Source organism: Geodermatophilus sp. SYSU D01176, from assembly GCF_054050015.1.
In genome coordinates this window covers 23714-47403 of record NZ_JBJGYN010000039.1, presented here as the reverse complement: position 1 = coordinate 47403, position 23690 = coordinate 23714, and the positions used below count along the sequence as shown (strand labels likewise).

Sequence of the window (23690 nt, the reverse complement as noted above, 5' to 3'; positions counted from 1 at the left end):
CCCCCCCCCCCCCCCCCCCCCCCCCCCCCCCCCCCGCCCCCCCCCCCCCCCCCCCCCCCCCCCCCCCCCCCCCCCCCCCCCCCCCCCCCCCCCCCCCCCGGGGCGGGGCCGGGACGCCGGAGGGACGCCCGGGCCGGGGGCTGACCGGCACCCCTCCGCGGAGGGGCGACGTGGCGTTCACCGTGCCGCCGGCACGTTTCGACGACCGGCACGCCGCTGTTTCCGGGCGGTGAACTCCGGCCCGCGTGTCCGGCGCCCGTGTTCCCTCCGTGTTGCGCCGTCCCACCACCGGGTGCGGGTTGCGGCTTGTTGCAAGCCATGTGCAACTGCGAGCGAGCTGCAATAAGGTCTCCGGCAGTCGCCCGCCGCAGCGGCAGGGCAGCCCTCCCGAGGAGGCAGCGTGCACGTACCCGACGGGTTCCTCGACGCCCCGACGTCCGCCGCCACGGCCGCCGTGGCCGCCGGCGGCATCGCCCTCGCCCTCCGCGGCGCCCGGCGCGAGCTCGACGAGCGCACCGCCCCCCTGGCCGGCCTCACCGCCGCCTTCGTCTTCGCCGTGCAGATGGTCAACTTCCCCGTCGCCGCGGGAACCAGCGGCCACCTCATGGGCGGGGTGCTCGCCGCGGTCCTCGTCGGCCCGTGGACAGCGGTGCTGTGCATGACCGTCGTCCTGATGGTGCAGGCCCTCCTGTTCGCCGACGGCGGGCTGACCGCGCTCGGGACCAACGTGACCCTGCTCGGCCTGGTCGCCATCGCGGTCGGCTGGGCGGCCTTCCGCCTGCTGACGGCGGTGCTGCCGACGACGCGCGGCGGGGTGCTCGCCGCGGCCGGCACGGGTGCCTTCCTGTCGGTGCCGGTGGCGGCGCTGGCGTTCGTCGGCCTCTTCGCGCTCGGCGGGGTCGCCGACGTGGCGCTGGGCACGGTGGCCGCGGCCATGGGCGGCGTGCACGTGCTCATCGGGCTCGGCGAGGCCGCGATCACCGTCGCGGTGGTCGGTGCGGTCCTGGCCGTCCGGCCGGACCTGGTGCACGGCGCCCGAGCGCTGCGCCGGGCCGCCCTGCTGGCCGGGCGGCCCACCTCGGTGCCGGCGGGTGCCCGGTGAGCGGCTCCGCGACCGTGCCGGCTCCGACGGGCCGGAGCGAGCCGGGGACCACGGTCCGGCGCGGCCGCAGCCTCTGGCTCGTCGGCCTGGCCGTGGCGCTGGCGGTGGCCGGGGTCGTCAGCTGGTACGCCAGCGCCTCCCCCGACGGGCTGGAGTGGGCCGCCGAGCAGTCCGGCTTCCTCGACACGGCCGAGGACAGCGCGGCGGCGACCTCGCCGCTCGCCGACTACGGCGTGGCCGGCGTCGACTCCGAGCGGCTCTCCGGCGGGCTGGCCGGCGTCATCGGCGTCCTGGTGACCCTGGCGCTCGCCGGGGGCCTCACGCTCCTGCTGCGCCGCCGCGGCCGGTCCGCCACGAGCGCGGAGGACTGAGGTGACCGCGGTGCACGGCGGCGTCCTGGGTGCCGCGTACCTCGCCGGGGACAGCCCCGTGCACCGGCTGCAGCCGCACCTCAAGCTGGTGGCCGTCCTCGGCTTCGCGCTGGTCGTCGTGGCCACCCCCGTGCACGCCGCCTGGTCGTGGGCGGCCTACGGCGGCTACCTGGCGCTGGTGCTCCTCGCTGCGGCCGTGGCCGGCGTCGGGCCGGGCCGGCTGGCCCGGGGGCTGGTCATCGAGGTGCCGTTCGTGCTGTTCGCGCTCCTGCTGCCGTTCGTGGCGCAGGGCCCGCGGGTCGAGGTCGCCGGCATCGCGGTCTCCGCGAGCGGCCTGGCCGCCGCCGGCGGCCTGCTCGCGAAGGCGACGCTGTCGGTGCTCGCGGCCGTCGTCCTCTCCGCCACCACCGAGCCGCGGGCGCTGCTGGCCGGACTCGAGCGGCTGCGGCTGCCCTCGCTGCTCGTGCAGATCCTCATGTTCATGATCCGGTACGCCGACGTCGTCGGCGGCGAGCTGAAGCGGATGCGGGTGGCCCGCGAGTCCCGCGGGTTCGTCGGCCGCAACCTCTCCGCGCTGCGCGTGCTCGGCCCCGCCGCGGGGTCGCTCTTCGTCCGCTCCTACGAGCGGGGCGAGCGGGTGCACCTGGCGATGCTGTCCCGCGGCTACACCGGCCGGATGCCGGGCGCGCCGGCCGCGGCGGTGCCCGCGCAGGCGTGGCTCACCGCCCTCGCCCTCCCGCTGGGTGCGGCCGCCGTCCTGGCGTCCGGTCTGCTGCTCGGGTGACCGGCCCCGCAGCCGAGGCGCCCTCGCTCCTCGTCGAGGACCTCGCCTTCGCCTACCCCGACGGCCACCAGGCGCTCTACGGGGTCGACCTGCGGGTCGGGCGCGGCGAGCGGGTCGCGCTGCTCGGGCCCAACGGCGCCGGCAAGACCACGCTGGTGCTGCACCTCAACGGCATCCTGACCGGTGGCCGCGGCAGCGTGCACGTCGCCGGGCTGCCGGTCGACCGGCGGAACCTGCAGGAGGTCCGGCGGCGGGTCGGCATCGTCTTCCAGGACCCCGACGACCAGCTGTTCATGCCCACCGTCGGCGAGGACGTCGCGTTCGGCCCGCGCAACCTGGGCCTGCCCGAGGCCGAGGTGCGGGCGCGCGTCGCCGCCGCGCTGGCGCAGGTCGGCATGACCGGGGCCGCCGACCGGCCGCCGCACCACCTCTCCTTCGGCCAGCGGCGGCGGGTCGCCGTCGCCACGGTGCTGTCGATGCACCCGGAGGTCCTGGTGCTCGACGAGCCCTCGTCCAACCTCGACCCGGCCGGGCGGCGCGAGCTGGCCGAGGTCCTGGAGTCGCTGCCGGTGACCATGCTGATGGTCACCCACGACCTGCCCTACGCCCTCCAGCTGTGCCCTCGCTCGGTCGTCCTCGACGGCGGGGTGGTGGTGGCCGACGGACCGACCCGCGAGCTGCTCGCCGACCCCGACCTGCTCGCCCGCCACCGGCTGGAGCTGCCCTACGGGTTCGACCCGCGCACCGTGCCCTGAGGGCACGCGGCGAGCGGGTCGGCGGGCAGCAGCGCGGCCCCGGCGGCGTGGCCCGCCAGCAGCTTGACGAAGAAGACCGGCGCGAACCAGGGCGCGCTCGGCGAGGGGCCGAGCGCGCGGTCCAGGAGCACCCCGCCGACCGTGGTGGCCAGCCCGAGAGCCCGCCGCGCGCGGCGGCCGCGGACGGCGGTGAGGGCCGCGGTGGCGACCAGCAGGTAGCCGTACAGGGCGGCGGCCCACCGCAGCCGGGACCGCTCCGGGCCGTCGTCCAGCAGGGCGAGGACGACCGGGTGCAGGTGCCCGGCGGCGAAGGCGAGGTGCTGCGCGGCCCCCTGACCCTCGCGGTGGTACCAGCGCGCCGCCGCGGGGGTGTTGTTGCACCACGCCCCGCCCCACAGGTCGAGCGCCAGCAGCCGCAGCACCGGCGCCGCGGCCCCGGGTGCAGGGCGGTGGGCGAGGCCGGGCGCGAGCACCGCGCCGGCCAGCCCGAGCGCGAGGCTGCCGGTGTTCTCGGCCGGGCCCGCCCCCGGGCCGGCGATGCGGCCCCAGGTCCCGAGCGGCCCACCCCGAACACGCGAGGGATGGCCACCCTCCAGGGGCCCGCGCCGAGCCTCCGGGGCGTTGGGGGAAGGGTGGTCCTTCACCTAGTCCGCGCCGCCGACCAGCGCCTCGGCGAACGCCTCCGGCTCGAACGGCGCCAGGTCGTCGGCGCCCTCCCCCAGCCCGACGAGCTTGACCGGGATGCCGAGCTCGCGCTGCACCGAGACGACGATGCCGCCCTTCGCGGTGCCGTCGAGCTTGGTGAGGACGACGCCGGTCACGGTCACCGCCTCGGTGAAGACGCGGGCCTGGACGACGCCGTTCTGGCCGGTCGTGGCGTCGAGGACGAGCAGCACCTCGGTCACCGGAGCCACCTTCTCGACGACCCGCTTGATCTTGCCGAGCTCGTCCATGAGGCCGCCCTTGGTGTGCAGCCGGCCGGCCGTGTCGACGACGACGGTGTCCACCTCGCCCTCGACCCCGGTGCGTGCCGCCTCGAAGGCCACCGACGCCGGGTCGGCCCCCTCGCGGCCGCGCACGGTGAGGACGCCGACCCGCTCGCCCCAGGTCTCCAGCTGGTCGGCCGCGGCGGCGCGGAAGGTGTCCGCGGCGCCCAGGACGACGCTCTTGCCGTCGCCGACGAGCACGCGGGCGATCTTGCCGACCGTCGTGGTCTTGCCCGCGCCGTTGACGCCGACGACCAGGGCGATCCCCGGCAGCCCGTCGTGCCGGTCCACGCCGAGGGACCGGTCGAGGTCGGGACCGAGCACGGTCGTCAGTTCCCGGACCAGCAGCCGGCGCAGCTCCGGGCCCGACGCGGTGGCCAGCACCATCGACTGGGTGCGCAGCCGGTCGACGATCTGCTGGGTGGCCGCCACGCCGACGTCGGCCGCGAGCAGGGTCTCCTCGACCTCCTCCCAGTCGTCCTCGGTGAGCCGTTCGCGGGCCAGGACGGTGAGCAGGCCGCGGCCCAGGTTCGACTGGGAGCGGGCCAGCCGCGACCGCAGCCGCACCAGCCGGCCGGCCGACGGCGGCGGGGTCTCGAAGACCAGGCCGGGCTCGGGGGCGGCCGGGGGCAGCTCGACCTCGGGTGGCGCCTCGGGCGACACGGCGTCCGGCTCGGCCGTCGTCCCCAGCCCGCTGGCCGTCGCCCCCGACGGCCGGGGCGGCGCCTCGGTCGTGGGGCTGGGCGGGCGCGGCCGGGTCAGCGTGGTGCCGACGGCGGCGTCGTCGTCCAGGCGCGTGGTGCGCCGGCCCCGACCGACGAGCAGGCTGACCCCCAGGACCAGCCCGACGAGCAGGATCGCGATCGCGATCAGCACGAACTCCATGGCCCCCAGTCTCCCAGCACCCGGGACCGGGGTCGGTGCGGAACCCGCGCCGGTGGGCCACCCTGGGCGGCATGCCGCTGCCCGGCCGGGAGAGCCCGGTCCTCCTGATCGGTCCCCTGCTGCGGCACGTCGACCCGGTGTCGGCCACCGTGTGGGTGGAGACCGACCGGCCCTGCGAGGTCGAGGTGCTCGGCCGCCGCGCCCGCACCTTCGCCGTCGGCGGCCACCACTACGCGCTGGTGCTCGTCGAGGACCTGGCGCCCGGGAGCACCACCCCCTACGAGGTGCACCTCGACGGCGAGCGGGTCTGGCCCGTGGCCGGATCGCCGTTCCCGGCCAGCCGCATCCGGACGCCGGGCCGGCCGGGTCCCTTCGTCGTCGCCTTCGGCTCCTGCCGCTACGCCACGCCGAGCACCGTCGACGCCGCCGAGGGCATCCCGCCCGACGCGCTGGACTGCTACGCCGCACGGCTGGTCGGGCAGCCGGAGACCGAGTGGCCCGACGCGCTGGTGCTGCTCGGCGACCAGGTCTACGCCGACGAGCTGACGCCGGCGACCCGGCACTGGCTGTCGCTGCGCCGGCAGGCGCACGCCCCGCACGACGCCCAGGTCGACGACTTCGAGGAGTACACCCGGCTCTACGCGGAGTCCTGGAGCGACCCGCAGGTGCGCTGGCTGCTCTCGACCGTGCCGTCGTCGATGATCTTCGACGACCACGAGATGATCGACGACTGGAACACCTCCGCCGCCTGGCGTCGCAAGGTGACCGGTCAGGACTGGTGGACCAGCCGGATCTGCGGCGGGCTGGTGAGCTACTGGGTCTACCAGCACCTGGGCAACCTCAGCCCGCAGGAACTGGCCGACAACACCACCTGGCAGGCGGTCCAGGAGCACCGGGACGACGCCGAGCCGGTGCTGCAGGCGATGGCCGAGGCCGCCGACCGCGATCCGCGCTCCATCCGCTGGAGCTACGTGCGGCACTGGGGCGAGGCGCGGATGATCGTGATCGACAGCCGGGCCGGCCGGGTGCTGGACGAGTCCGCCCGCGGGATGCTCGACGAGGACGAGTTCGCCTGGGTCGAGGCGGCGATGCGCCGCGCCGTCGACGAGGACGTCGAGCACCTGGTGCTGGGCACCTCGCTGCCGTGGCTGCTGCCGCACGCCATCCACGAGGTCGAGCGGTGGAACGAGACGCTCGTGCGGCGGCACCTCGGCCGGCCGCTCGGCTGGGTCTCCGAGCAGCTGCGGCAGAGCGCCGACCTCGAGCACTGGGCGGCGTTCGGCGACTCCTTCGAGCGGCTGGGCCGGGCCCTGGTCGCGCTGGCCCGGGGCGAGCAGGGCCGGGCGCCGGCGACCGCGCTGGTCCTCTCCGGCGACGTCCACCACGCCTACGCCGCCGAACTGGTCCGGCCCGGGGACCTCACCACCCGCGTGCACCAGCTGACCGTGTCCCCGCTGCACAACCAGGCGCCCCACCCGATCCGGGTCGGCTTCCGGATCGGGTGGAGTCGCTGGGCCCGCCGGCTCACCACGGGCCTGTCCCGGCTGGCGCGGGTCCGACCCTCGGAGCTGGACTGGGCCAAGCAGGCCGGCCCCTACTTCGGCAACCAGATCGGGGAGCTGGTGCTGCACGACCGGGACGCCTCCTTCCGGCTGTTCGTCACCGACCGGGTCGGGGTGGGCCAGGAGCACCTGGAGCTGGTCGCCGAGCTGCCGCTGTCCGACCCCGTCGCGGCGGAGGTGACAGGCTGACGGGGTGACCGACCCCCTGGGCACGAGGCCCGCTCCCGGCCCCGACCAGCCGCCGGTCCCCGTCCGGCTCGTCACCTTCAACACCCACCACGGCGTCGGGGTCGACGGCCGTCACGACCTGCCGCGGCTGGCCGCGGTGCTCGCGGCCGCCGACGCCGACGTCATCTGCCTGCAGGAGGTCGACCGGCACTTCGGCGGGCGCAGCGAGGACGTCGACCAGGCGCTGCTGCTGTCCCGCGCGCTGGACATGCAGCTGGCGTGGGGCCCGGCGATCGACGAGCCGCGCCGCGAGAGGGGGCTGCGCCGCCAGTACGGCAACGCGCTGCTGTCCCGGCTGCCCATCCTCGTCAGCGACGTCCACCCGCTGCCCGGCGGCGGCGAGCCGCGCAGTGCGCTGCGCACCATGGTCGAGCTCGACGGCGCCGCGCTGTGGGTGACGAACACCCACCTGTCCACCCGGTCCCCCGAGGAGCGCGCCGAGCAGATCGCCGCGATCGCGGCGCTGCACACCGAGCCGATGGAGACCGGCGTCCTCGTCGGGGACTTCAACGCCGACCCCAGGAAGGCCCCCGAGCTGGCCGGGCTGACCGGGCGCTTCAGCGACGCGTGGGAGCTGGCGCCCGACCGCGAGGACCGGGCCGGCTGGCGCTTCTGGCACCTGGGGCACGGCGAGACGCACCCGGCCCGGCGCCCGCGCCGGCGGATCGACCAGGTGTGGGTCACTCCCGGCGTCGACGTGACCCGCGCGCACGTGCTCGACGGCGCCGGCGCCTCGGACCACCTGCCGCTCGTCGTCGACCTGCAGGTCCGCTCCGGCGTCTAGCGGCGGTTTCCGCGGAAACCGCCGTCAGGCCGGTTCGGCCTCGCGCAGGCGCTGGCTGATGACCCCGGTGATGCCGTCGCCGCGCATGCTGACGCCGTAGAGCGCGTCGGCGATCTCCATCGTCCGCTTCTGGTGGGTGATGACGATCAGCTGCGAGGTCGAGCGGAGCTGCTCGACGAGGGTCAGCAGCCGGCCGAGGTTGACGTCGTCGAGGGCGGCCTCGACCTCGTCGAGCACGTAGAACGGCGACGGCCGGGCCCGGAAGATCGCCACGAGCAGCGCGACGGCGGTCAGCGAGCGCTCACCGCCGGACAGCAGCGACAGCCGCTTGACCTTCTTCCCGGGCGGGCGGGCCTCCACCTCGACGCCGGTGGTGAGCATGTCCTCGGGGTCGGTCAGGTGCAGCCGGCCGTGCCCGCCGGGGAAGAGGACGGCGAAGACCTGCTCGAACTCCCGCTGCACGTCGGCGAAGGCGGAGGCGAAGACGTCGTGGATGCGGCCGTCCACCTCGCGGACGACGGTGAGCAGGTCGCGGCGGGTGGCCTTGAGGTCCTCCAGCTGCGTGGCGAGGAAACCGTGCCGCTCCTCCAGCGCCGCGAACTCCTCCAGCGCGAGGGGGTTGACCTTGCCCAGCGTGGCGAGGTCGCGCTCGGCCCTGGCGGCGCGGCGCTCCTGGGCGGCGCGGTCGTAGGGCACCGGCTGCGGCTCGGGCTCCCCCGCGGTCTGCGCGGCGGCGACCTGCGCCGGGCCGGGCGGCACGAGGGCGGCCGGGCCGTACTCCGCGAGCAGGGTGGGCAGGTCGACGCCGTACTCCTCGGCGGCCCGGCCCTCCAGCGCCTCGATGCGGTAGCGCTGCTCGGCGCGGGCCACCTCGTCGCGGTGCACCTCGTCGGTCAGCCGCTCCAGCTCGCCGGTGGCCGAGCGGACGGCGACGCGCACCTCGAGCAGCTCGGCCTCGCGGGCGGTGCGCACGCGGGCGAGCTCGTCGCGCTCGGTCGCCGCCCGGGCGAGGGACGACGCCAGCGCGGTGAGCGCGGTCTCCGCGCCGGCCCGCACCCGGGCGGCGACCCGCGCACCGCGTTCGCGCGCGACCCGGGCCGCGGCGGCGCGCTCGCGGGCGGCCCGCTCCTGGCGGGCCTGCCGGCGCAGCGACTCCGCCCGCCCGGACAGCGCCCGGGCCCGTTCCTCGGCGGTGCGGACGGCCAGCCGCGCCTCGGTCTCGGCCTGCCGCGCCGCGGCCGCCTCCAGCCGCAGCCGGTCCCGCTCCGCGGGGTCCGGCTCGTCGGCGACCGGTGCGGCCTCGGCCTCGGTCAGCCGCTGCTCGAGCCCGGCGAGCGCGGTCCGCGCCTGCTCCAGCGCCTGCTCGGCGCGGAGGCGGGCGGCGGCCGAGCGCTCCGCCTCGGCGCCGGCCGACCGGGCGGCGGCACCGAGCTCGGCCAGCTGCGCGGCGACGGTCGAGCGGGTGCGGTCCGCGGCCTGGCGCGCGGCGAGGGCCTCGTCGACGTCGGCGGAGCGCGCACGGGCGGTGTCCCGGGCCGCGGCCAGCCGGTCGGCGAGCTCGGCGGCGCGCGCGGCCGCGGCGGCGAGCTCCCGCTCGGCGTCGTCCACCCGGGCGCGGACCTCGAGCCCGGACGGGGCGTTGGCCTGGCCGCCGACCGACCAGTCGGAGCCGACCAGGTCGCCGTCGGCGGTCACGGCCCGCACCCGGGGGTGGGTGCCGACGAGGGTGACGGCGGCGGCCAGGCCGGGGACGACCGCGACCCGGTCCAGGGCGCGGTCCAGCGCGGGGAGCAACTCCTCGGGTGCGTCGACGAGGTCGCGGGCCCAGCGCACGCCCTCGGGCAGCCGTGGCCAGCCCTCGCGCGGCAGCGCGGGCAGCCCGCCGGTGACGACGAGACCGGCCCGGCCGCCGTCGACGTCCTTGAGGTGGGCGAGGGCGGCGGCGGCGCCGGCGACGGAGTCGACGACGAGCGCGTCGGCCATGCCGGCCAGGGCTGCGGCCAGCGCGACCTCCGCACCGGGGGCGACGGTGACGCGCTCGGCCACCGGTCCCAGCACGCCGGGGAGGTCGGCGGCGAGCACGGCGGCGGCGCCATCGGCCGGCGCGAGGCCCTGGGCGAGGGTGTCGCGGCGGGCCTGCCAGGAGGCGCGGTCGCGTTCGGCGGCCCGCTCGGCGGCGGCCAGCTCGGTGACCGCCGTCGCCGCCTCGGCGTGCGCGGCGACGGCGTCCTGGTGCGCGGTGACCAGGGCGACGTCGCCGTCCTCCTGCTCGGCGACCGCCTCGCGACGCTCGGCGAGCCGCTCGGCGGCGACCTCGGCGCGGTCGGCGGCCTCGCCGGCGGCCAGGGCCAGCCGCTCGATCTCCGACTCCCCCGCCGCCACACGCGACCGGGCCGCGGCGACCTGGCCGGACAGCCGGGCCAGCCCCTCGCGGCGGTCGGCCAGCGCGCGGGCGGCGGCGACCCAGGCGCGCTCGGCCGCGGCGAGCGCGGTCTCCTGCTCCGTGCGGGTGGCGACGGCGGCGGCCAGCCGGCCGCGCTCGGCCGCCAGCCCCGCGGCGAGCTGCTCCTCGGTGGCGGCGACCCGGTCGGCCTCGGCCTCGAGCTGGTCGGGGTCCCGGCCGGCGGCGGCCGCGGGCGGGGCGGCGGAGAGGTGCCGGTGCCGCTCGGCGGCCAGCTGGGCGATGCCGCGGAAGCGCTCGGTCAGGGCGGACAGCCGGTACCAGGTGTCCTGGGCCGCGGCCAGCACCGGGGCGTCCGCGGCCAGCTCGGACTCCAGCGCCGACTCGCGCGCCGACGTGCGCGCCAGCTCGGCCTCGACGGCGGCGCGGCGCTGCCGGGCGGCGGTCTCGTCGGCGACGTCCCTGTCCAGTGCGTCGCGCAGCTGCACGAGGTCGTCGGCGAGCAGCCGCAGCCGCGCGTCGCGGAGGTCGGCCTGCACGCCGGCCGCGCGGCGGGCGGCCTCGGCCTGCCGCCCCAGCGGCTTGAGCTGGCGGCGCAGCTCCGCGGTGAGGTCGGTGAGCCGGTCGAGGTTGGCCTGCATCGCGTCGAGCTTGCGGAGCGCCTTCTCCTTGCGCTTGCGGTGCTTCAGGACGCCCGCGGCCTCCTCGATGAAGGCGCGGCGGTCCTCGGGGCGGCCGGACAGGACGGCGTCGAGCTGGCCCTGACCGACGATGACGTGCATCTCGCGGCCGATGCCGGAGTCGCTGAGCAGCTCCTGGACGTCGAGCAGCCGGACCTTGTCCCCGTTGATCTCGTACTCGCTCTCCCCGGAGCGGTACATGCGCCGGGTGATCGAGACCTCGGTGTAGTCGATCGGCAGCGCGCCGTCGGCGTTGTCGATCGTGAGCGTCACCTCGGCCCGGCCGAGCGCGGGGCGGCCGGCCGTGCCGGCGAAGATGACGTCCTCCATCTTGCCGCCGCGCAGGCTCTTGGCGCCCTGCTCGCCCAGGACCCAGGCGATCGCGTCGACGACGTTGGACTTCCCGGAGCCGTTGGGACCGACGACGGCGGTGATCCCCGGCTCGAGGCGCAGGGTCGTCGCGGACGCGAAGGACTTGAAGCCCTTGAGCGTCAGGCTCGAGAGATGCACAGCGGAAGGACCCCGTCCCTCTCACCCCTCACGAGCTCGGGGTGAGCCTCCGGACGGGGACAGCGACGCCTACGGCGTCAGGCGAGAGCCGGTTCGGCGTTGTCGCCGGCCAGGCTCAGCAGCTCGTGGGCGATGGCGGCGTCGCGCTGGGCGCGCAGCTCCTGCAGTTCCTGCTCCAGTCGACGCACGCGGGCTCGCAGGACGGCGTTCTCCTCGGCTACTCGGAGCTCCGCGGGGGCGACGACGTGACCGAACAGGGCCTTGGCCATGGCAAAAACGGCCTTTCGACTGCGTGGAGGGATGACCTGCGCCCCGTACGACGGTCGGCGCGGTCCGTGTGTTCCCAGGGTGACAGGCCCGGACACGCAGGTCAACGGGCACACTCCAACCCTCCCGTGTCGGGGCGGTGTCGCGTTCGTCACGCCGTCGTGAACCCGGTGCTGCCCTGTGCCGGCTCGTCCCTGACGTCGACCCGCGTCACCGCGCCGGGCGCCCGCGGACCCTGCAGATCGGCCAGGACGGCGGCCACCGCGGCGTCCGGACCCTCGAGGACGACCTCGACGCGCCCGTCGGGCAGGTTGGTCGCCGACCCCGCCAGACCGGCCGCGTCGGCGCGTCCGCGGACGAACCAGCGGTAGCCGACGCCCTGCACCGAACCCGAGACCAGGGCCGTCACGCGCCTGGTCACGACCGTCGGGCTCTCGGGCGCGGCTGGCACGTCGGGCAGCTGTAGCTGGACCGGTTCATGAAGGACTCGCGCACGATCGGCGTCCCGCAGCGCGGGCAGGGCCGGTCGGCCTGGCCGTAGACGGCCAGGTGCCGGGAGAAGTAGCCGCTCTGGCCGTTGACGTCGACGTAGAGCGAGTCGAACGACGTGCCGCCCTGCGCCAGGCTCTCCGTCAGCACGTCCCGCACCCCCTCCAGCAGGTCGGCCACCTGGGCCCGGGTGAGCCGGTCGGTGGGGCGGTTGCCGTGCAGCCGGGCCCGCCACAGCGACTCGTCGGCGTAGATGTTGCCGACCCCGCCGATCAGCGTCTGGTCCAGCAGCGCCCGCTTGACCTCGGTGCGGCGGCGGCGCAGCGCGGCGCTGAACCGGTCGGCGTCGAAGCCCTCGTCGAGCGGGTCGATGGCGATGTGCGCCAGCCGGCCGGGGATCTGCTCCGCGATGGCTCCGCGCGCCTCACCGCCCCCGCCGCACTCCTCCACCGCCAGGCCGCCGAACGTGCGCTGGTCGACGAAGCGCAGCTCGCGGCCGCCGTCGGTGAAGGTGAACCGGGCACGCAGGTGGGTCTCGTCGGGCTGGGAGGGCTTCTCGACCAGCAGCTGGCCGCTCATCCCGAGGTGCCCGACCAGCGCCTGCCCGGCCGGTGTGCCGTCGGCCTCGGCGAGGGGCAGCCACAGGTACTTGCCGCGGCGGTGGGCGGCGGTGAGGGTGCGCCCGGTCAGCGCGGCGACGAAGTGCTCGACGCCCTCGAGGTGACGGCGGACGGCGCGCGGGTGCCGCACCTCGACGGCGGCGACGGTGCGCCCGGCGACCCAGCGCTCCAGTCCGCGCCGGACCACCTCGACCTCGGGCAGCTCGGGCACGTCGGCTCAGCTCGCGCCGGGCCCGGCCGGGACGGTCGCGTCGTCGTCGGCTCCCGCACCGTCGGACCCCGCGCCGTCGGAGAGCGCCTGCCAGGCGGCCTCGGCCGCCTCCTGCTCCGCGGCCTTCTTGGTGCGCCCGGCGCCGCGCCCGTACGCCGTGCCCGCGAGGACGACGGCGGCGGTGAAGGTCTTGGCGTGGTCGGGGCCGGTGTCCTCGACCACGTAGGTCGGCGCACCCAGCCCCAGCCGCGCGCCGAGCTCCTGCAGGCTGGTCTTCCAGTCCAGGCCGGCGCCGCGGGTGGCGGCCTGGTCGAGCAGGGGGTCGAACAGCCGGTGCACGATCTCGGCCGCGGTGTCCAGGCCGCGCCCGACGTGCACGGCGCCGATGAGCGCCTCGACCGCGTCGGCGAGGATCGAGTCCTTCTCCCGGCCGCCGGTGGTCTCCTCGCCGCGGCCGAGCAGCAGGTGCGGCCCCAGACCGCCGTCGCCGAGCCGGCGGGCGACGCCGGCCAGGGAGGTCATGTTGACCACCGAGGCGCGCAGCTTGGCCAGCCGGCCCTCGGGCAGCTCGGGGTGGCGCCGGTACAGCTCGTCGGTGACGACCAGGCCGAGGACCGAGTCCCCGAGGAACTCCAGGCGCTCGTTGGTCGGCAGCCCGCCGTGCTCGTAGGCGTAGGACCGGTGGGTCAGCGCCAACGCCAGCAGGCCGCCGGGCAGCTCGACGCCGAGGGCGTCGAGGAGCCAGGCGGCCGCGCGGTCGGCATGGGCGGCGCCGGCCGGCGAACGACCGGCCGCCCCGCCCGGAGCGGGCTGGGTGCCGGCGGCCGTCGTCCCCACGGCTGGTCCTCGCGAGGTCAGACCGAGAGGACCTGACGGCCCGCGTACTGCCCGCAGTTCGGGCAGGCCTGGTGCGGCGGCTTGGGCTGGCCGCAGGCCCGGTTCGGGCACGGCGACAGGGTGGGCGCGGAGGCCTTCCACTGCGAACGCCGGGCGCGGGTGTTGGAGCGGGACATCTTCCGCTTCGGGACGGCCACGTCAGTTCTCCTCTGGGTCGCCCGCACCGGGGGTGCCCGGTGCGGAGGTGGGACGGTCGGGTTGCGAGCCGCCGAAGCGCTGAGCCAGCCCGGCCCAGCGCGGGTCGAGCTGCTCGTGGGTGTGGTCGGCGGGCAGGTCGTCGAGCCGCTGCCCGCAGTCGACGCACAGCCCGGCGCAGTCCTCGGTGCAGGTCGGCGCCAGGGGCAGGCTCAGGACGACGAGGTCGCGGACCATCGGCTCGAGGTCGATGTGCTCGCCCTCGACGGTGCGGACCTCGTCCTCCTCGCTGGTGGCCTCGGTCGTGCTGCCCTCGTAGGCGAACAGCTCCTGGACGTCGAGCTCGAGGGCGTCCTCGACCGGCTCCAGGCAGCGCGCGCAGGACCCGACGACGGGGACGTCGACCTCGCCGGAGACGAGCACGCCCTCCATCACCGACTCCAGCCGCAGCCGCAGCGACACCTCCGCGCCCTCGGGGACGCCGATGAGCTCGACCCGCCAGTCCGCGGGGGCGGGGAGCGTGCGCTCCAGCTCGTGCATCGACCCCGCGCGACGACCGAGCTCCCGCAGGTCCACGAACCAGGGGTTGGCGCCGGGACGCCGGGCGTCCGGGGACGCGGCGCCTGGGCGGGGCGGCGGTGCGGCAGGCATGTCGGTACTCGCGGTAGGCATCAGGGAGGTGGCCGGCCGGGGCGCGCGGACCTCCGGCGGTCGGACCGGGGACCCAGCCTACCCGATGGGCGGAGCGCCGCCGTTCCGGTGCGGAGGCGGAAGGCGGGCGGGGAGCTCAGGGTTCCCGGAGGGTGGCGCGCGCCTTCTCCACCGAGCGCAGCATCCGCTCCAGCGTGCCGCCGAAGTCCGCCAGCCGGGTGTCGACGTACTCGTCGACCTCCGTGCGCATCCGGGCGACGTCCGCCGCGGTCTGCGCCCCGAGCTCGTCGGCGCGGTCCACCGCACCCCGGTAGACCTCCGTCTCGCTGACCAGCCGCTCGTGCTCGACCTGCGCGGCCGCCAGGATCTCCGCCTGCTGGGCCTGCGCGTCGGCGAGCACCGCCTCGTGGTGACGGCGGGCCTCCTCCACGATCTGCTCGGCCTCCTCCTCGGCCCGGGCGAGGATGTCCTCGGCCTCGGCCTGGGCGCGGGCGAGCAGGTCGTCGCGCTGGCGGCGCGCGGTGGCGAGGATCTCCTCGCGCTGCCGCCGGGCCGTGCCGACCACCTGCTCGGTCTCGCTGCGGGTGCGGCCGGTCAGCCGCTCGGCCTCTGCCTGCGCCTGCTGGAGGATCTCGGTGCGCTGCTCCACGATCGCGCCCGCCTTGTGCACCTCCTCGGGCAGGTTCTCCCGGAGGTCGTCGAGCAGGTCGAGCAGGATGTCACGGGGGACCATGCACGAGCCGCCGGACATCGGCACGCTGCGCGCGTTCTCGATGACGCTGCTCAGCTCGTCGACGGTCTCGTACAGCCGGTAGACGACCTCCGTCACGTCGCCTCCCCCCGGTGCGCGAGGAGCCGCTCGTGCACGGCCTTGGGGACCAGCCCCGAGACGTCGCCCCCGAAGGTGGCGATCTGCTTGACCAGGCTCGAGGACAGGTGCCCGACCTGCGGGGCGGTGGGCACGAACAGGGTCTCCACCCCGGCCAGCTCGCGGTTCATCTGCGCCATCTGCAGCTCGTACTCGAAGTCGCTGACCGCGCGCAGGCCCTTGACGATCACCGGGATGTCGTTGGTCCGGCAGTAGTCGACGAGCAGGCCCTGGAAGCTGTCGACGGTCACGTTCGGCACGTCGGCGACCGCGTCGCGCAGCAGCGCCATGCGCTCGTCGACGCTGAACAGCCCGGCCTTGCCGGGGTTCACCAGGACGGCGACGACCAACTCGTCGTAGAGGGCCGCGGCCCGGGTGATGACGTCGACGTGGCCGTTCGTCACGGGGTCGAACGACCCGGGGCAGACCGCTCGCCTCACGGACAGCGACCGTACCGGAGCACGGCCTCGCCGTAGCGGCGATCGCGCAGTCCGCGCAGGGGTGTCGGCCACTCGAAGGGCGCCTCGCGGCTGGGCCGCTCGACCACCACGACGGCGTCCTCGGCCAGCCACTCCCCCGTGACCAGCGCCTCCAGCACGCCGAGGACCTCGGTCAGCGGTGTGGCGTAGGGCGGGTCGGCGAGGACGAGGTCGAAGCGGGCCGGCGGTGGCCCGGCGACGACGGTGGGCACCGAGCCGGCCACCACCCGCCCGCCGGGCAGACCGACCGCGTCGAGGTTGGCCCGCAGCACCGGCAGCACGCGCGGGCCGTTCTCGACGAACACCACGTGGGCCGCCCCGCGGCTGAGCGCCTCCAGCCCCAGGGCGCCGGAGCCGGCGTAGAGGTCCAGGACGGAGGCGCCCTCGAGGTCCAGCAGCGTGCCGAGGCTGTTGAACAGCCCCTCCCGGGCGCGGTCGCCGGTGGGCCGCACGCCCGACGGCGGCACCTTCAGCCGCCGTCCGCCGGCGACGCCGGACACGAGACGGGTCACGCGCCGTCCTCGCTGACGCTCGTCGACCGCATGCCCGGGGGGGCTGCGCCCATCCGCGAGCACGCGAGCTCGCTCACGCCTTCTCCAGGTACTCGGCGCGCTCGTCGGTGGCCAGCGCGGCCACTTCCATCGCCAGACCGGGGAAGTCGGCCAGCCCGCGGTCGGTGGCCAGGAGGGCCGTGGCCTCGGTGCGGGCCTCGGCGATGAGCTGCTCGTCCTCCAGCAGCGAGAGCATCCGGATGCCCGAGCGGCGGCCGGACTGCGCGGCGCCGAGCACGTCGCCCTCGCGCCGGGTCTCCAGGTCCAGCCGGGCCAGCTCGAAGCCGTCCGAGGTGCTCGCCACCGCCGCCAGCCGCTGCCCGGTCGCCGACGAGGTGGACGCCTCGGAGACCAGCAGGCACAGGCCCTGGTGCCGGCCGCGGGCGACCCGGCCGCGCAGCTGATGCAGCTGGCTGACGCCGAAGCGGTCGGCGTCCATGACGACCATCACGGTGGCGTTGGGCACGTCGACGCCGACCTCGACGACGGTGGTGGCGACCAGGACGTCGACCTCGCGGGCGGCGAAGGCCCGCATGGTGGCCTCCTTGGCCTCCGGGGTCATCCGGCCGTGCAGGACCTCCACGCGCAGGCCGGCCAGCGGACCGGCGCGCAGCTCCTCGGCGACGTCGAGGACGGCCAGCGGCGGACGGCGGTCGGACCCGCCCTCGGGCGGGGCACCGTCGGCGTCGTCGGGCTCCTCCTCGGTGGCGGCGTCCTCACCGATGCGCGGGCACACGACGTAGGCCTGGCGACCCGCGGCGACCTCCTCGCGCAGTCGCTCCCAGGCCCGGTCCAGCCAGGCCGGCCTGTCCTTGACGGGGACCACCGAGCTGGCCACCCCGCCGCGACCGCCGGGCAGCTGGCGCAGCGTGGAGGTCTCCAGGTCGCCGTAGACGGTCATCGCGACCGTCCGCGGGATCGGCGTCGCGGTCATCACCAGCACGTGCGGGGGCCGGTTGCCCTTGGCCCGCAGCGCGTCGCGCTGCTCGACCCCGAAGCGGTGCTGCTCGTCGACCACCACGAGGCCGAGGTCGGCGAAGTCCACGCCCTCCTGCAGCAGCGCGTGCGTGCCGACGACGATGCCGGCGCTGCCGTCGGCCACCGAGGCGCGGCCCTGCCGGCGGGCGGCGGCCTTCTGCGAGCCGGTGAGCAGCACCACGCGGGTGCCGGCGGGGTCGCCGTCCAGCTCCCCGGCCCGGCCGAGCGGGCCGAGCATCGCGCCGATGCTGCGTGCGTGCTGGGCGGCGAGCACCTCGGTGGGAGCCAGCAGCGCCGCCTGCCCGCCGGCGTCGACGACCTGGGCCATGGCGCGCAGCGCGACGACGGTCTTGCCCGCGCCGACCTCGCCCTGCAGCAGCCGGTGCATGGGCTGCTCGCGGGCGAGCTCCGCGGCCAGTTCCTCGCCCACCTCGCGCTGCCCGTCGGTGAGCGCGAAGGGCAGCGCCGCATCGACGGCGTCCAGCAGGCCACCGGCCCGCCGCGGCCGGGCCACACCGGGTTCCAGCGCGGCGGCGCGGCGGCGGGCCGCCAGGGTCAGCTGCAGGGTGAGGGCCTCGTCCCACTTGAGCCGGTGCGCGGCCCGTTCGTGGTCGGCGTCGGAGATCGGCCGGTGGACGTCGAGCAGCGCGGCCGGGAGGCTGGGCAGCCCGTGGCGGCGGCGCAGCTCCTCGGGCAGCGGGTCCTCGACGAAGCCGAACCCGCCGGAGGCGTCGAGCAGCAGCTTCACCGAGCGCTGGATCACCCAGCTGGAGACGTCCTTGCTCGCCGGGTAGATGGGGATGAGCGCCCGGGCCCAGTCCTCGTCGTCGGCGTCCCCGGTCATGAGGTGGCAGTCGGGGTGGGCGAACTGCAGCCGGCTGCGGTACTCGCTCACCGTGCCGGCGAACAGGCCCCAGGCGCCCGGCACCAGCCGCGTGTGCCGGTGGTTGAAGAAGACCAGCTTCATCGTCCCGGCGCCGTCGCCGACGGTGACCTCGGTGAGGGTGCCCCGCCGCTGCTTCATCGGGCGGCTGTCGACCGAGCGGACCTGGGCCAGCACGGTGACCCGGTCGCCGACCTGCAGGTCGTCCAGCCGGGTCATCTCGCCCCGCTTGGCGTAGCGGTGCGGGTAGTGCCGCAGCAGGTCGCGGACCGTGTGGAGCCCCAGCGACTCGGCCATCGCCCTGGCCGTCTTGGCCCCGAGCACCCGGTCCAGCCGGGTCGTCATCCCGACGGCCACTACTCCACCCCCACCTGCAGCCGGACCCCCTCGGGCGCGCCGTCGTACCGGGTCACCTCGACCGTCGGGTGCCGGCCCGCCAGGTGCCGGCAGACGGCGTCGGCGAGGGCGCCGTCGGCACCGGCGACGAGGGTGACCAGCTCGCCGCCGGCGGACAGCATGCGGTCGAGCAGCTCGCAGGCGACCGCGGCCGGCTCCGCGCCGATGAGCAGGACGTCGCCCTCCGCCGAGCCCAGCACGTCACCGGGCGCGCAGCGGCCCGCGCTGGTCAGCGCCTCCTGCTCGGCGACGGTGACCTCGGCCCACCGGGTCGCCGCGGCCGCCTCGGCCATGGTGATCACGTCGTCCCCGAAGCGGCGGGCGGGGTCGGCGACGGCGAGCGCGGCCAGGCCCTGCACCGGCGAGCGGGTGGGGACGACGGCGACGTCCCGCCCCTCCTCGCGGGCGCGCTCCGCCGCGCGCGAGGCCACGGCCGTGACCGTCGGGTCGTTGGGCAGCACGACCACGCCGGCCGCGCCGGACCCCAGGACCGCGGCCAGCACGTCGTCCTCGGTCACCCCGCCCGGCCCGCAGGGGACGACGGTGGCGCCCTCGTCGGCGAAGAGCTCGGCGAGCCGGCCCTGGGGGACGATCGCCAGGACGGCCCGCGCGTCGGGCACCGGCGCCGGGGGGCGCACGGGGGCCAGCGGGGTGACCGAGATGCGGTACGGCCGGCCGGCCTCGATGCCGGCCTCGATCGCGGCGCCGATGTCGCTGACGTGCACGTGCACGTTCCACTCGCGACCGCCGGGGGTGTCGACCCCGACGATCACGAGGCTGTCGCCGAGGGCGGCGAGCCGGTCCTGCAGCCGCGCCACGGCCGCCTCGTCGCTCCCGGCGAGCAGGTACTGCACCTCGCTGCCCGGCCCCGCGGGGGGCTGGTGGGGCCGGTCGTCGTGGTCGTGGCCGTGGTGCCCGTGGGGGCGGTGCTCGGGGTGCCGCTCCAACGACGGTCGGGCCGGCTCGACGCCGGTCACCGTGGTCACCAGCGCGTCGAGGACCAGGCAGAGCCCCGCTCCCCCGGCGTCGACCACGCCCGCGTCGCGGAGCGCGGCCAGCTGCCCCGGGGTCGCCTCCAGGGCGGCGCGGGCACCGTCGGCCGCGGCCCGGACGACGTCGCCCAGGGCGGTGTCGCCCGCGGCGACCGCGGCGACCGCGGCCTCGCCACCGGCCCGCGCCACCGTGAGGAACGTGCCCTCCTCGGGGTCCGCGACCGCCCCGTAGGCGGCATCCGCGGCCTTCTGCAGGGCCGCGGCGAGGGTGGGCCCGTCGGCCGGGGGCTGTCCCGCCAGCTGGTCGGCCAGCCCGCGCCACAGCTGGGCGAGGATGGTGCCGGAGTTGCCGAGGGCGCCCAGCACGGCGCCGCGCGCCACCAGCGCCCAGGCCGGCTCGGTGCGGCCGGGGCCGGCCTCGTCCAGCGCGGCCAGGGCGGCCTCGGCGGTGGCCAGCAGGTTCGTGCCGGTGTCGCCGTCGGGCACGGGGAAGACGTTGAGGTCGTCGATGCGCCCCCGGGCCGCGGACAGGGCGGCGACCGCGGCCCGGCACCACTGGCCGACCGCGGCGTCGTCGAGCGCCGGCAGCACGGCCGGAGGGTACCCACGCGGAGCGACGGGACCGGGCGCACGACCGGCCCAGGGCAGGTTCCCGCGGCCCTCCGCGACGTCCTCGCCGGGGAGCGGTTAGACTCTCCGTTGGTCTGTGTGCGGGCGCGTCGGCGTGCCGCCGTCCGTGAAACGAATCTCTGGGAGTGATCCACCGTGGCTGCCGTGTGCGATGTCTGTGGCAAGGGGCCCGGTTTCGGTATGTCGGTGTCGCACTCGCACCGCCGCACGCCGCGCCGTTGGAACCCGAACATCCAGTCCGTGCGGGCGCTCGTCGCCCCGGGCAACCGTCGCCGCATCAACGCCTGCACCTCGTGCATCCGCGCAGGCAAGGTCGTGCGCGCCTGACGGTCGCTGAACCGGCTGGACGGAGCCCGGAGGTCCTCGGACCTCCGGGCTCCGTCGCGTTCCGGGCCGGCTGACCTCGCACCCTCCCCGGCGGAACGGGGGCGGCTCAGCCGATGCCGCGGGCGCGGGCGGCGTCCACCACCAGGTCGATCACCGTCTGCAGCGGCAGGGCGGTGCTGTCGATGACCAGGTGGTAGTTGCGCGGCGAGGCCGGGTCGACGCGGTAGTTCCGCCGCACGTACCCCTCCCGGGCCGCGTCGTTGGCCCGCATCTCCCGGCGCACCTCCTCGTACGGGCGCCCGGAGTGCGCCACCGCCGCCTCCAGCCGCCGTTCCGGCGGGCCGTCCAGCCGGACGTGCAGCGCGTCGGGCCGGTCACCGAGGACGAGCGCGGCGGCCCGGCCGAGGACGACCCCGCCCGCCCCCTCGGCGATCTCGCGCACCACCCGCTCGGTCTGCAGGCGGAAGGTCCGCTCGTCGAGCTGCTCGGTCACCGGGACGACGCCGCCCATCGGGTCGGGCATCGTGCCGAGCGAGGCGACGATCCGCCACAGCCCGCGCGCCACGGTCTCGTCGTTCGCCTCGGCCTCGGCCAGCGGGACGCCGAGCCGGCCGGCCACCTGGGCGGGGATGGCGCGGTCGTGGAAGACCAGGCCCAGCCGCGCGGCGACCGCGGGCCCGACCTCCGCGCCGCCGGCGCCGTAGGAGGCCGAGATCGTCACCACGCCGGCTCCGGTCACCGCTCCTCCTCCCCTGCCAGCCGCTTGCCGAGGAACACCGCGCCGGGGGCGTCGGCGTAGATGCCGTACCCGGGGGCGGGGGTGTAGCCGAGCGCGGCGTACAGCGCCAGCGCCTCGGGCTGCCGGGAGCCGGAGTTGAGCACCACCGAGCGGGCGCCGGCGGCGGCCGCGCTCTCCTCGAGCGCGCCCATGAGCAGCTGCGCGAGCCCCTGCCGGCGGAACGCCGGCGCCACGTACACCCGCTTGACCTCGGCCACGCCGGGCTCGTGCACCCGCCAGGCACCGCACCCGGCCGGGACGCCGTCGACCTCGGCGACGAGGAACAGCCCCACGGGCGGCGCGAACTCGGCCGGGTCCACGACCGCCTCGTCGGGGCCGCCGTAGCGGGTCACGTACTCCTGCTGCACGCGGGCCACCATGTCGCGGGCCAGCGGGTCGTCGTAGGGCACCGCCCGCAGCGCGACGCAACGGCCGTCGGCCAGCCGGACCTCAGCGGAAGTGCGCATGCCCGGTCCCCTCCGCCCCGACGGCCGCGGCCACCGCCTCGGCCGGCTCGCCGTCGACCCGCACGCCGGGCTCCCCCGCGTGCACGGTGCCGATCGGCGACCAGCCCCCCGGCAGGTCGGCACCGGCGGGGAAGGTGGCCACCAGCGCGTGGTCCTCCCCGCCGGTGAGCACCCACGCCATCGGGTCCCCGCCCAGGGCGGCCGCCACCTGCTGCAGCGGGCCGGGCAGCTGCAGGGTGGCCCGGACCAGCGCGGCCCGGTCGACGTCGACGAGCACACCGCTCTCCTCGGCCAGGTGCCCGGCGTCGGCCAGCAGACCGTCGCTGACGTCGCACATCGCCGTCGCGCCGGCCTCCGCGGCGGCCGGTCCGGCCGCGTACGGCGGCGCCGGACGGCGGTGCGCGGCCACCGCCGCGGCCGGGCTGGTGAACCCCCGCCGCAGCACGGCCAGCCCGCACGCGGACCAGCCCAGCCGCCCGGCCAGGGCCAGCACGTCGCCGGGCCGGGCCCCCGAGCGCAGCACCGGGGCCCGGCCGCCCAGGTCGCCCAGCGCGGTCACCGACAGGACGACGGCGCCGCTGTCCGGGGCCGCCGCGACCGTGTCCCCGCCGACGACGGCCGCACCCAGCGGCGCGCACTCCGCGGCCAGCCCCGCGGCCACGCCCTCGAGCCACGTCGTGGGGGTGTCCGGCGGGCAGGCCAGCCCGACGAGCAGCGCCGTCGTCACCCCGCCCATCGCGGCGACGTCGGCGAGGTTGGCCGCGGCCGCCTTGTGCCCGACGTCCTCGGCCGAGGACCAGTCCCGGCGGAAGTGCCGGCCCTCGACCAGGACGTCGGTGGTGGCGACCACGCGGCCGTCGGGTGCGCGCAGCACGGCGGCGTCGTCACCGGGTCCGACGTCGGCCACCGGGGCGGTGCCGGAGCGGGCCAGCACGCGCGCGATGACGCCGAACTCGCCGACGACCCGCACGCTGTCGGCGGGGTCGTCGCGCGGGACCAACGGACGGGGACGAGTCACCGGTCACTCCAGGTCGCTGGGGTAGGTTGCGCAACTGTCCGCCCACCGGCGCGGACACCGCACCCGCAGCGCCGCCCGAGGAAAGGTCTCCCGTGGTCCACGCCTACATCCTCATCCAGACCGAAGTCGGCAAGGCCGCCCAGGTGGCGTCGACGATCAGCGAGATCTCGGGTGTCACCACGGCCGAGGACGTCACGGGCCCCTACGACGTGATCGTGCGGGCGGAGGCGGAGACCGTCGACGAGCTCGGCCGGCTGGTCGTCGCCCGCGTGCAGTCGGTCGACGGCATCACCCGCACGCTGACCTGCCCCGTCGTCAACATCTGAGCGCCCTGAGCGAGAACACCCCGGCCCCGGAGCAGACCTCGCGGCCGTCCCGGCCGGACGACCCGCTGCGGCGCATCGCGCTCGTCGTCACCGCCGTCGTCCTGCCGCTGGTCGTGGTGCTGCTGGTGCTGACCCGTGTCCTCGGCGGGGACGACGACGCCGACGGCGCGGTCGCCGACATCGAGGGCACCCCCGTGCCGGAGCGGGCCGACCTGCCGCCGCTGCCGGTGGAGGTCCCGCCGGTGACCCCGGAGGCCGACGCGCACTGCCCGGCGCTGATGGGCGCGCTGCCGCTGGAGCTGGCCGGTGAACCGTCGCGGCCGGTGCAGTCGGACTCCCCCTACGCCTACGCCTGGGGCGAGCCGCCGGTCGTGCTCGTCTGCGGGGTGGCGCGGCCGGCCGCCCTGGCGCCGACGTCCCCGCTGATCCAGGTCAACGGCGTCAACTGGCTGGTCGACACCAGCGACCCCGACCGCATCGTCTGGACCGCCGTCGACCGGCCCGTGTACGTCCAGGTGACCGTCTCCGCCGACACCGACAGCGCGCCGGTCACCGCGCTCGGGCCGGTCATCAACGACGCCCTCCCGATCCAGCCGGTCGACGCCGCCGGCTGAGAGAGGGCCCTCCTGCCCCCGCCACTCGCGAGCTCGCGGCGGGACCCTGCAGGAGGGCCGCGCAG

Annotated in this window: 26 protein-coding genes; 9 read left to right on the top strand and 17 right to left on the bottom strand. The window is 76.8% G+C overall.

Features of this window, described 5'->3' with window-relative positions; translation table 11 throughout:
- The first annotated feature begins 400 nt into the window (after positions 1–400).
- Genes ACI78Z_RS18640 through ACI78Z_RS18625 form a run of 4 tightly spaced genes read left to right on the top strand, consistent with a single transcriptional unit; the run spans position 401 to position 3012 of the window.
- Positions 401–1102, top strand: coding sequence for an energy-coupling factor ABC transporter permease (locus tag ACI78Z_RS18640; protein ID WP_457038029.1), 702 nt, complete (start codon positions 401–403; stop codon positions 1100–1102).
- Positions 1099–1473: a PDGLE domain-containing protein gene (locus ACI78Z_RS18635; RefSeq protein WP_457038028.1), complete on the top strand. Its 375-nt coding sequence runs from the start codon at positions 1099–1101 to the stop codon at positions 1471–1473. The genes ACI78Z_RS18640 and ACI78Z_RS18635 overlap by 4 nt, the downstream gene beginning before the upstream one ends.
- 1 nt (position 1474) lies before the next feature.
- Complete coding sequence (gene cbiQ, locus ACI78Z_RS18630; RefSeq protein ID WP_457038027.1) at positions 1475–2257, top strand: cobalt ECF transporter T component CbiQ; 783 nt, start codon at positions 1475–1477, stop codon at positions 2255–2257.
- Positions 2254–3012, top strand: coding sequence for an energy-coupling factor ABC transporter ATP-binding protein (locus tag ACI78Z_RS18625; protein ID WP_457038026.1), 759 nt, complete (start codon positions 2254–2256; stop codon positions 3010–3012). Before cbiQ ends, ACI78Z_RS18625 begins: the two co-directional genes overlap by 4 nt.
- On the opposite strand, the gene ACI78Z_RS18620 is transcribed toward ACI78Z_RS18625, so the two are convergent.
- Together ACI78Z_RS18620 and ftsY are read right to left on the bottom strand one after the other, a co-directional pair.
- A complete protein-coding gene (locus ACI78Z_RS18620; RefSeq protein WP_457038025.1) occupies positions 2982–3485 on the bottom strand; it encodes a hypothetical protein in 504 nt (167 codons plus the stop codon). The genes ACI78Z_RS18625 and ACI78Z_RS18620 overlap by 31 nt on opposite strands.
- A 171-nt stretch (positions 3486–3656) precedes the next feature.
- The gene (ftsY, locus tag ACI78Z_RS18615) at positions 3657–4883 is read right to left on the bottom strand and encodes a signal recognition particle-docking protein FtsY (RefSeq protein WP_457038024.1); all 1227 of its coding nucleotides are present in this window, start codon (positions 4881–4883) and stop codon (positions 3657–3659) included.
- Positions 4884–4954: 71 nt separating this feature from the next.
- Between ftsY and ACI78Z_RS18610 the strand changes: the two genes are divergently transcribed.
- Positions 4955–6634 carry an alkaline phosphatase D family protein gene (locus ACI78Z_RS18610; RefSeq protein ID WP_457038023.1) on the top strand — a complete coding sequence of 560 codons (1680 nt, stop codon included), beginning with the start codon at positions 4955–4957 and terminating at the stop codon, positions 6632–6634.
- 4 nt (positions 6635–6638) lie between these two features.
- Positions 6639–7457, top strand: a complete 819-nt coding sequence (locus ACI78Z_RS18605) for an endonuclease/exonuclease/phosphatase family protein (protein WP_457038022.1) — start codon at positions 6639–6641, stop codon at positions 7455–7457.
- 24 nt (positions 7458–7481) lie between these two features.
- Here the strand turns inward: ACI78Z_RS18605 and smc are convergent, their stop codons facing one another.
- The 12 genes from smc to ACI78Z_RS18545 all read right to left on the bottom strand — a co-directional run bounded on the left by smc (position 7482) and on the right by ACI78Z_RS18545 (position 20056).
- Entirely contained in the window at positions 7482–11048 is a 3567-nt protein-coding gene (gene smc, locus ACI78Z_RS18600; protein ID WP_457038021.1) for a chromosome segregation protein SMC, read from the bottom strand.
- Positions 11049–11125: 77 nt separating this feature from the next.
- Positions 11126–11317, bottom strand: a complete 192-nt coding sequence (locus ACI78Z_RS18595; RefSeq protein WP_091445619.1) for a hypothetical protein — start codon at positions 11315–11317, stop codon at positions 11126–11128.
- Between the two features lie 149 nt (positions 11318–11466).
- Positions 11467–11736 carry an acylphosphatase gene (locus ACI78Z_RS18590; protein ID WP_457038020.1) on the bottom strand — a complete coding sequence of 90 codons (270 nt, stop codon included), beginning with the start codon at positions 11734–11736 and terminating at the stop codon, positions 11467–11469.
- Positions 11733–12635 carry a bifunctional DNA-formamidopyrimidine glycosylase/DNA-(apurinic or apyrimidinic site) lyase gene (gene mutM, locus ACI78Z_RS18585; RefSeq protein ID WP_457038019.1) on the bottom strand — a complete coding sequence of 301 codons (903 nt, stop codon included), beginning with the start codon at positions 12633–12635 and terminating at the stop codon, positions 11733–11735. The genes ACI78Z_RS18590 and mutM overlap by 4 nt, the downstream gene beginning before the upstream one ends.
- A 6-nt stretch (positions 12636–12641) precedes the next feature.
- Positions 12642–13472, bottom strand: a complete 831-nt coding sequence (gene rnc / locus ACI78Z_RS18580; RefSeq protein ID WP_457038018.1) for a ribonuclease III — start codon at positions 13470–13472, stop codon at positions 12642–12644.
- A 17-nt stretch (positions 13473–13489) separates the two neighbouring features.
- The gene (rpmF, locus tag ACI78Z_RS18575; protein ID WP_457038017.1) at positions 13490–13669 is read right to left on the bottom strand and encodes a 50S ribosomal protein L32; all 180 of its coding nucleotides are present in this window, start codon (positions 13667–13669) and stop codon (positions 13490–13492) included.
- Between the two features lies 1 nt (position 13670).
- Positions 13671–14318 carry a YceD family protein gene (locus tag ACI78Z_RS18570; protein WP_457038016.1) on the bottom strand — a complete coding sequence of 216 codons (648 nt, stop codon included), beginning with the start codon at positions 14316–14318 and terminating at the stop codon, positions 13671–13673.
- Positions 14319–14454: 136 nt separating this feature from the next.
- Positions 14455–15147 (bottom strand): hypothetical protein, encoded by a 693-nt coding sequence (locus ACI78Z_RS18565; protein ID WP_457038015.1) that lies wholly within the window; start codon positions 15145–15147, stop codon positions 14455–14457.
- On the bottom strand, positions 15144–15626 hold the full coding sequence (gene coaD, locus ACI78Z_RS18560; RefSeq protein WP_457038014.1) for a pantetheine-phosphate adenylyltransferase: 483 nt from the start codon (positions 15624–15626) through the stop codon (positions 15144–15146). The genes ACI78Z_RS18565 and coaD overlap by 4 nt, the downstream gene beginning before the upstream one ends.
- Positions 15623–16177, bottom strand: coding sequence for a 16S rRNA (guanine(966)-N(2))-methyltransferase RsmD (rsmD, locus tag ACI78Z_RS18555; protein WP_457038013.1), 555 nt, complete (start codon positions 16175–16177; stop codon positions 15623–15625). The genes coaD and rsmD overlap by 4 nt, the downstream gene beginning before the upstream one ends.
- A gap of 73 nt (positions 16178–16250) precedes the next feature.
- Positions 16251–18422 carry an ATP-dependent DNA helicase RecG gene (gene recG / locus ACI78Z_RS18550; protein WP_457038012.1) on the bottom strand — a complete coding sequence of 724 codons (2172 nt, stop codon included), beginning with the start codon at positions 18420–18422 and terminating at the stop codon, positions 16251–16253.
- Positions 18423–18433: 11 nt separating this feature from the next.
- Complete coding sequence (locus tag ACI78Z_RS18545) at positions 18434–20056, bottom strand: DAK2 domain-containing protein (protein ID WP_457038011.1); 1623 nt, start codon at positions 20054–20056, stop codon at positions 18434–18436.
- Between the two features lie 174 nt (positions 20057–20230).
- On the opposite strand from ACI78Z_RS18545, the gene rpmB reads away from it, so the two are divergent.
- Entirely contained in the window at positions 20231–20422 is a 192-nt protein-coding gene (rpmB, locus tag ACI78Z_RS18540) for a 50S ribosomal protein L28 (protein ID WP_012950027.1), read from the top strand.
- A gap of 106 nt (positions 20423–20528) precedes the next feature.
- On the opposite strand, the gene ACI78Z_RS18535 is transcribed toward rpmB, so the two are convergent.
- From ACI78Z_RS18535 to ACI78Z_RS18525, 3 genes are read right to left on the bottom strand one after another with little or no spacing between them, the layout of a single operon-like run.
- Positions 20529–21161 carry a cytidylate kinase-like family protein gene (locus tag ACI78Z_RS18535; RefSeq protein WP_457038010.1) on the bottom strand — a complete coding sequence of 211 codons (633 nt, stop codon included), beginning with the start codon at positions 21159–21161 and terminating at the stop codon, positions 20529–20531.
- Positions 21158–21667 carry a GNAT family N-acetyltransferase gene (locus ACI78Z_RS18530; RefSeq protein WP_457038009.1) on the bottom strand — a complete coding sequence of 170 codons (510 nt, stop codon included), beginning with the start codon at positions 21665–21667 and terminating at the stop codon, positions 21158–21160. Before ACI78Z_RS18530 ends, ACI78Z_RS18535 begins: the two co-directional genes overlap by 4 nt.
- Positions 21651–22685 (bottom strand): thiamine-phosphate kinase, encoded by a 1035-nt coding sequence (locus ACI78Z_RS18525; protein WP_457038008.1) that lies wholly within the window; start codon positions 22683–22685, stop codon positions 21651–21653. The genes ACI78Z_RS18530 and ACI78Z_RS18525 overlap by 17 nt, the downstream gene beginning before the upstream one ends.
- Positions 22686–22777: 92 nt before the next feature.
- On the opposite strand from ACI78Z_RS18525, the gene ACI78Z_RS18520 reads away from it, so the two are divergent.
- Together ACI78Z_RS18520 and ACI78Z_RS18515 are read left to right on the top strand one after the other, a co-directional pair.
- Positions 22778–23011: an Lrp/AsnC ligand binding domain-containing protein gene (locus ACI78Z_RS18520; protein ID WP_457038007.1), complete on the top strand. Its 234-nt coding sequence runs from the start codon at positions 22778–22780 to the stop codon at positions 23009–23011.
- 125 nt (positions 23012–23136) lie between these two features.
- Positions 23137–23625, top strand: coding sequence for a DUF3515 domain-containing protein (locus tag ACI78Z_RS18515; protein ID WP_457038006.1), 489 nt, complete (start codon positions 23137–23139; stop codon positions 23623–23625).
- Positions 23626–23690: the final 65 nt, after the last annotated feature.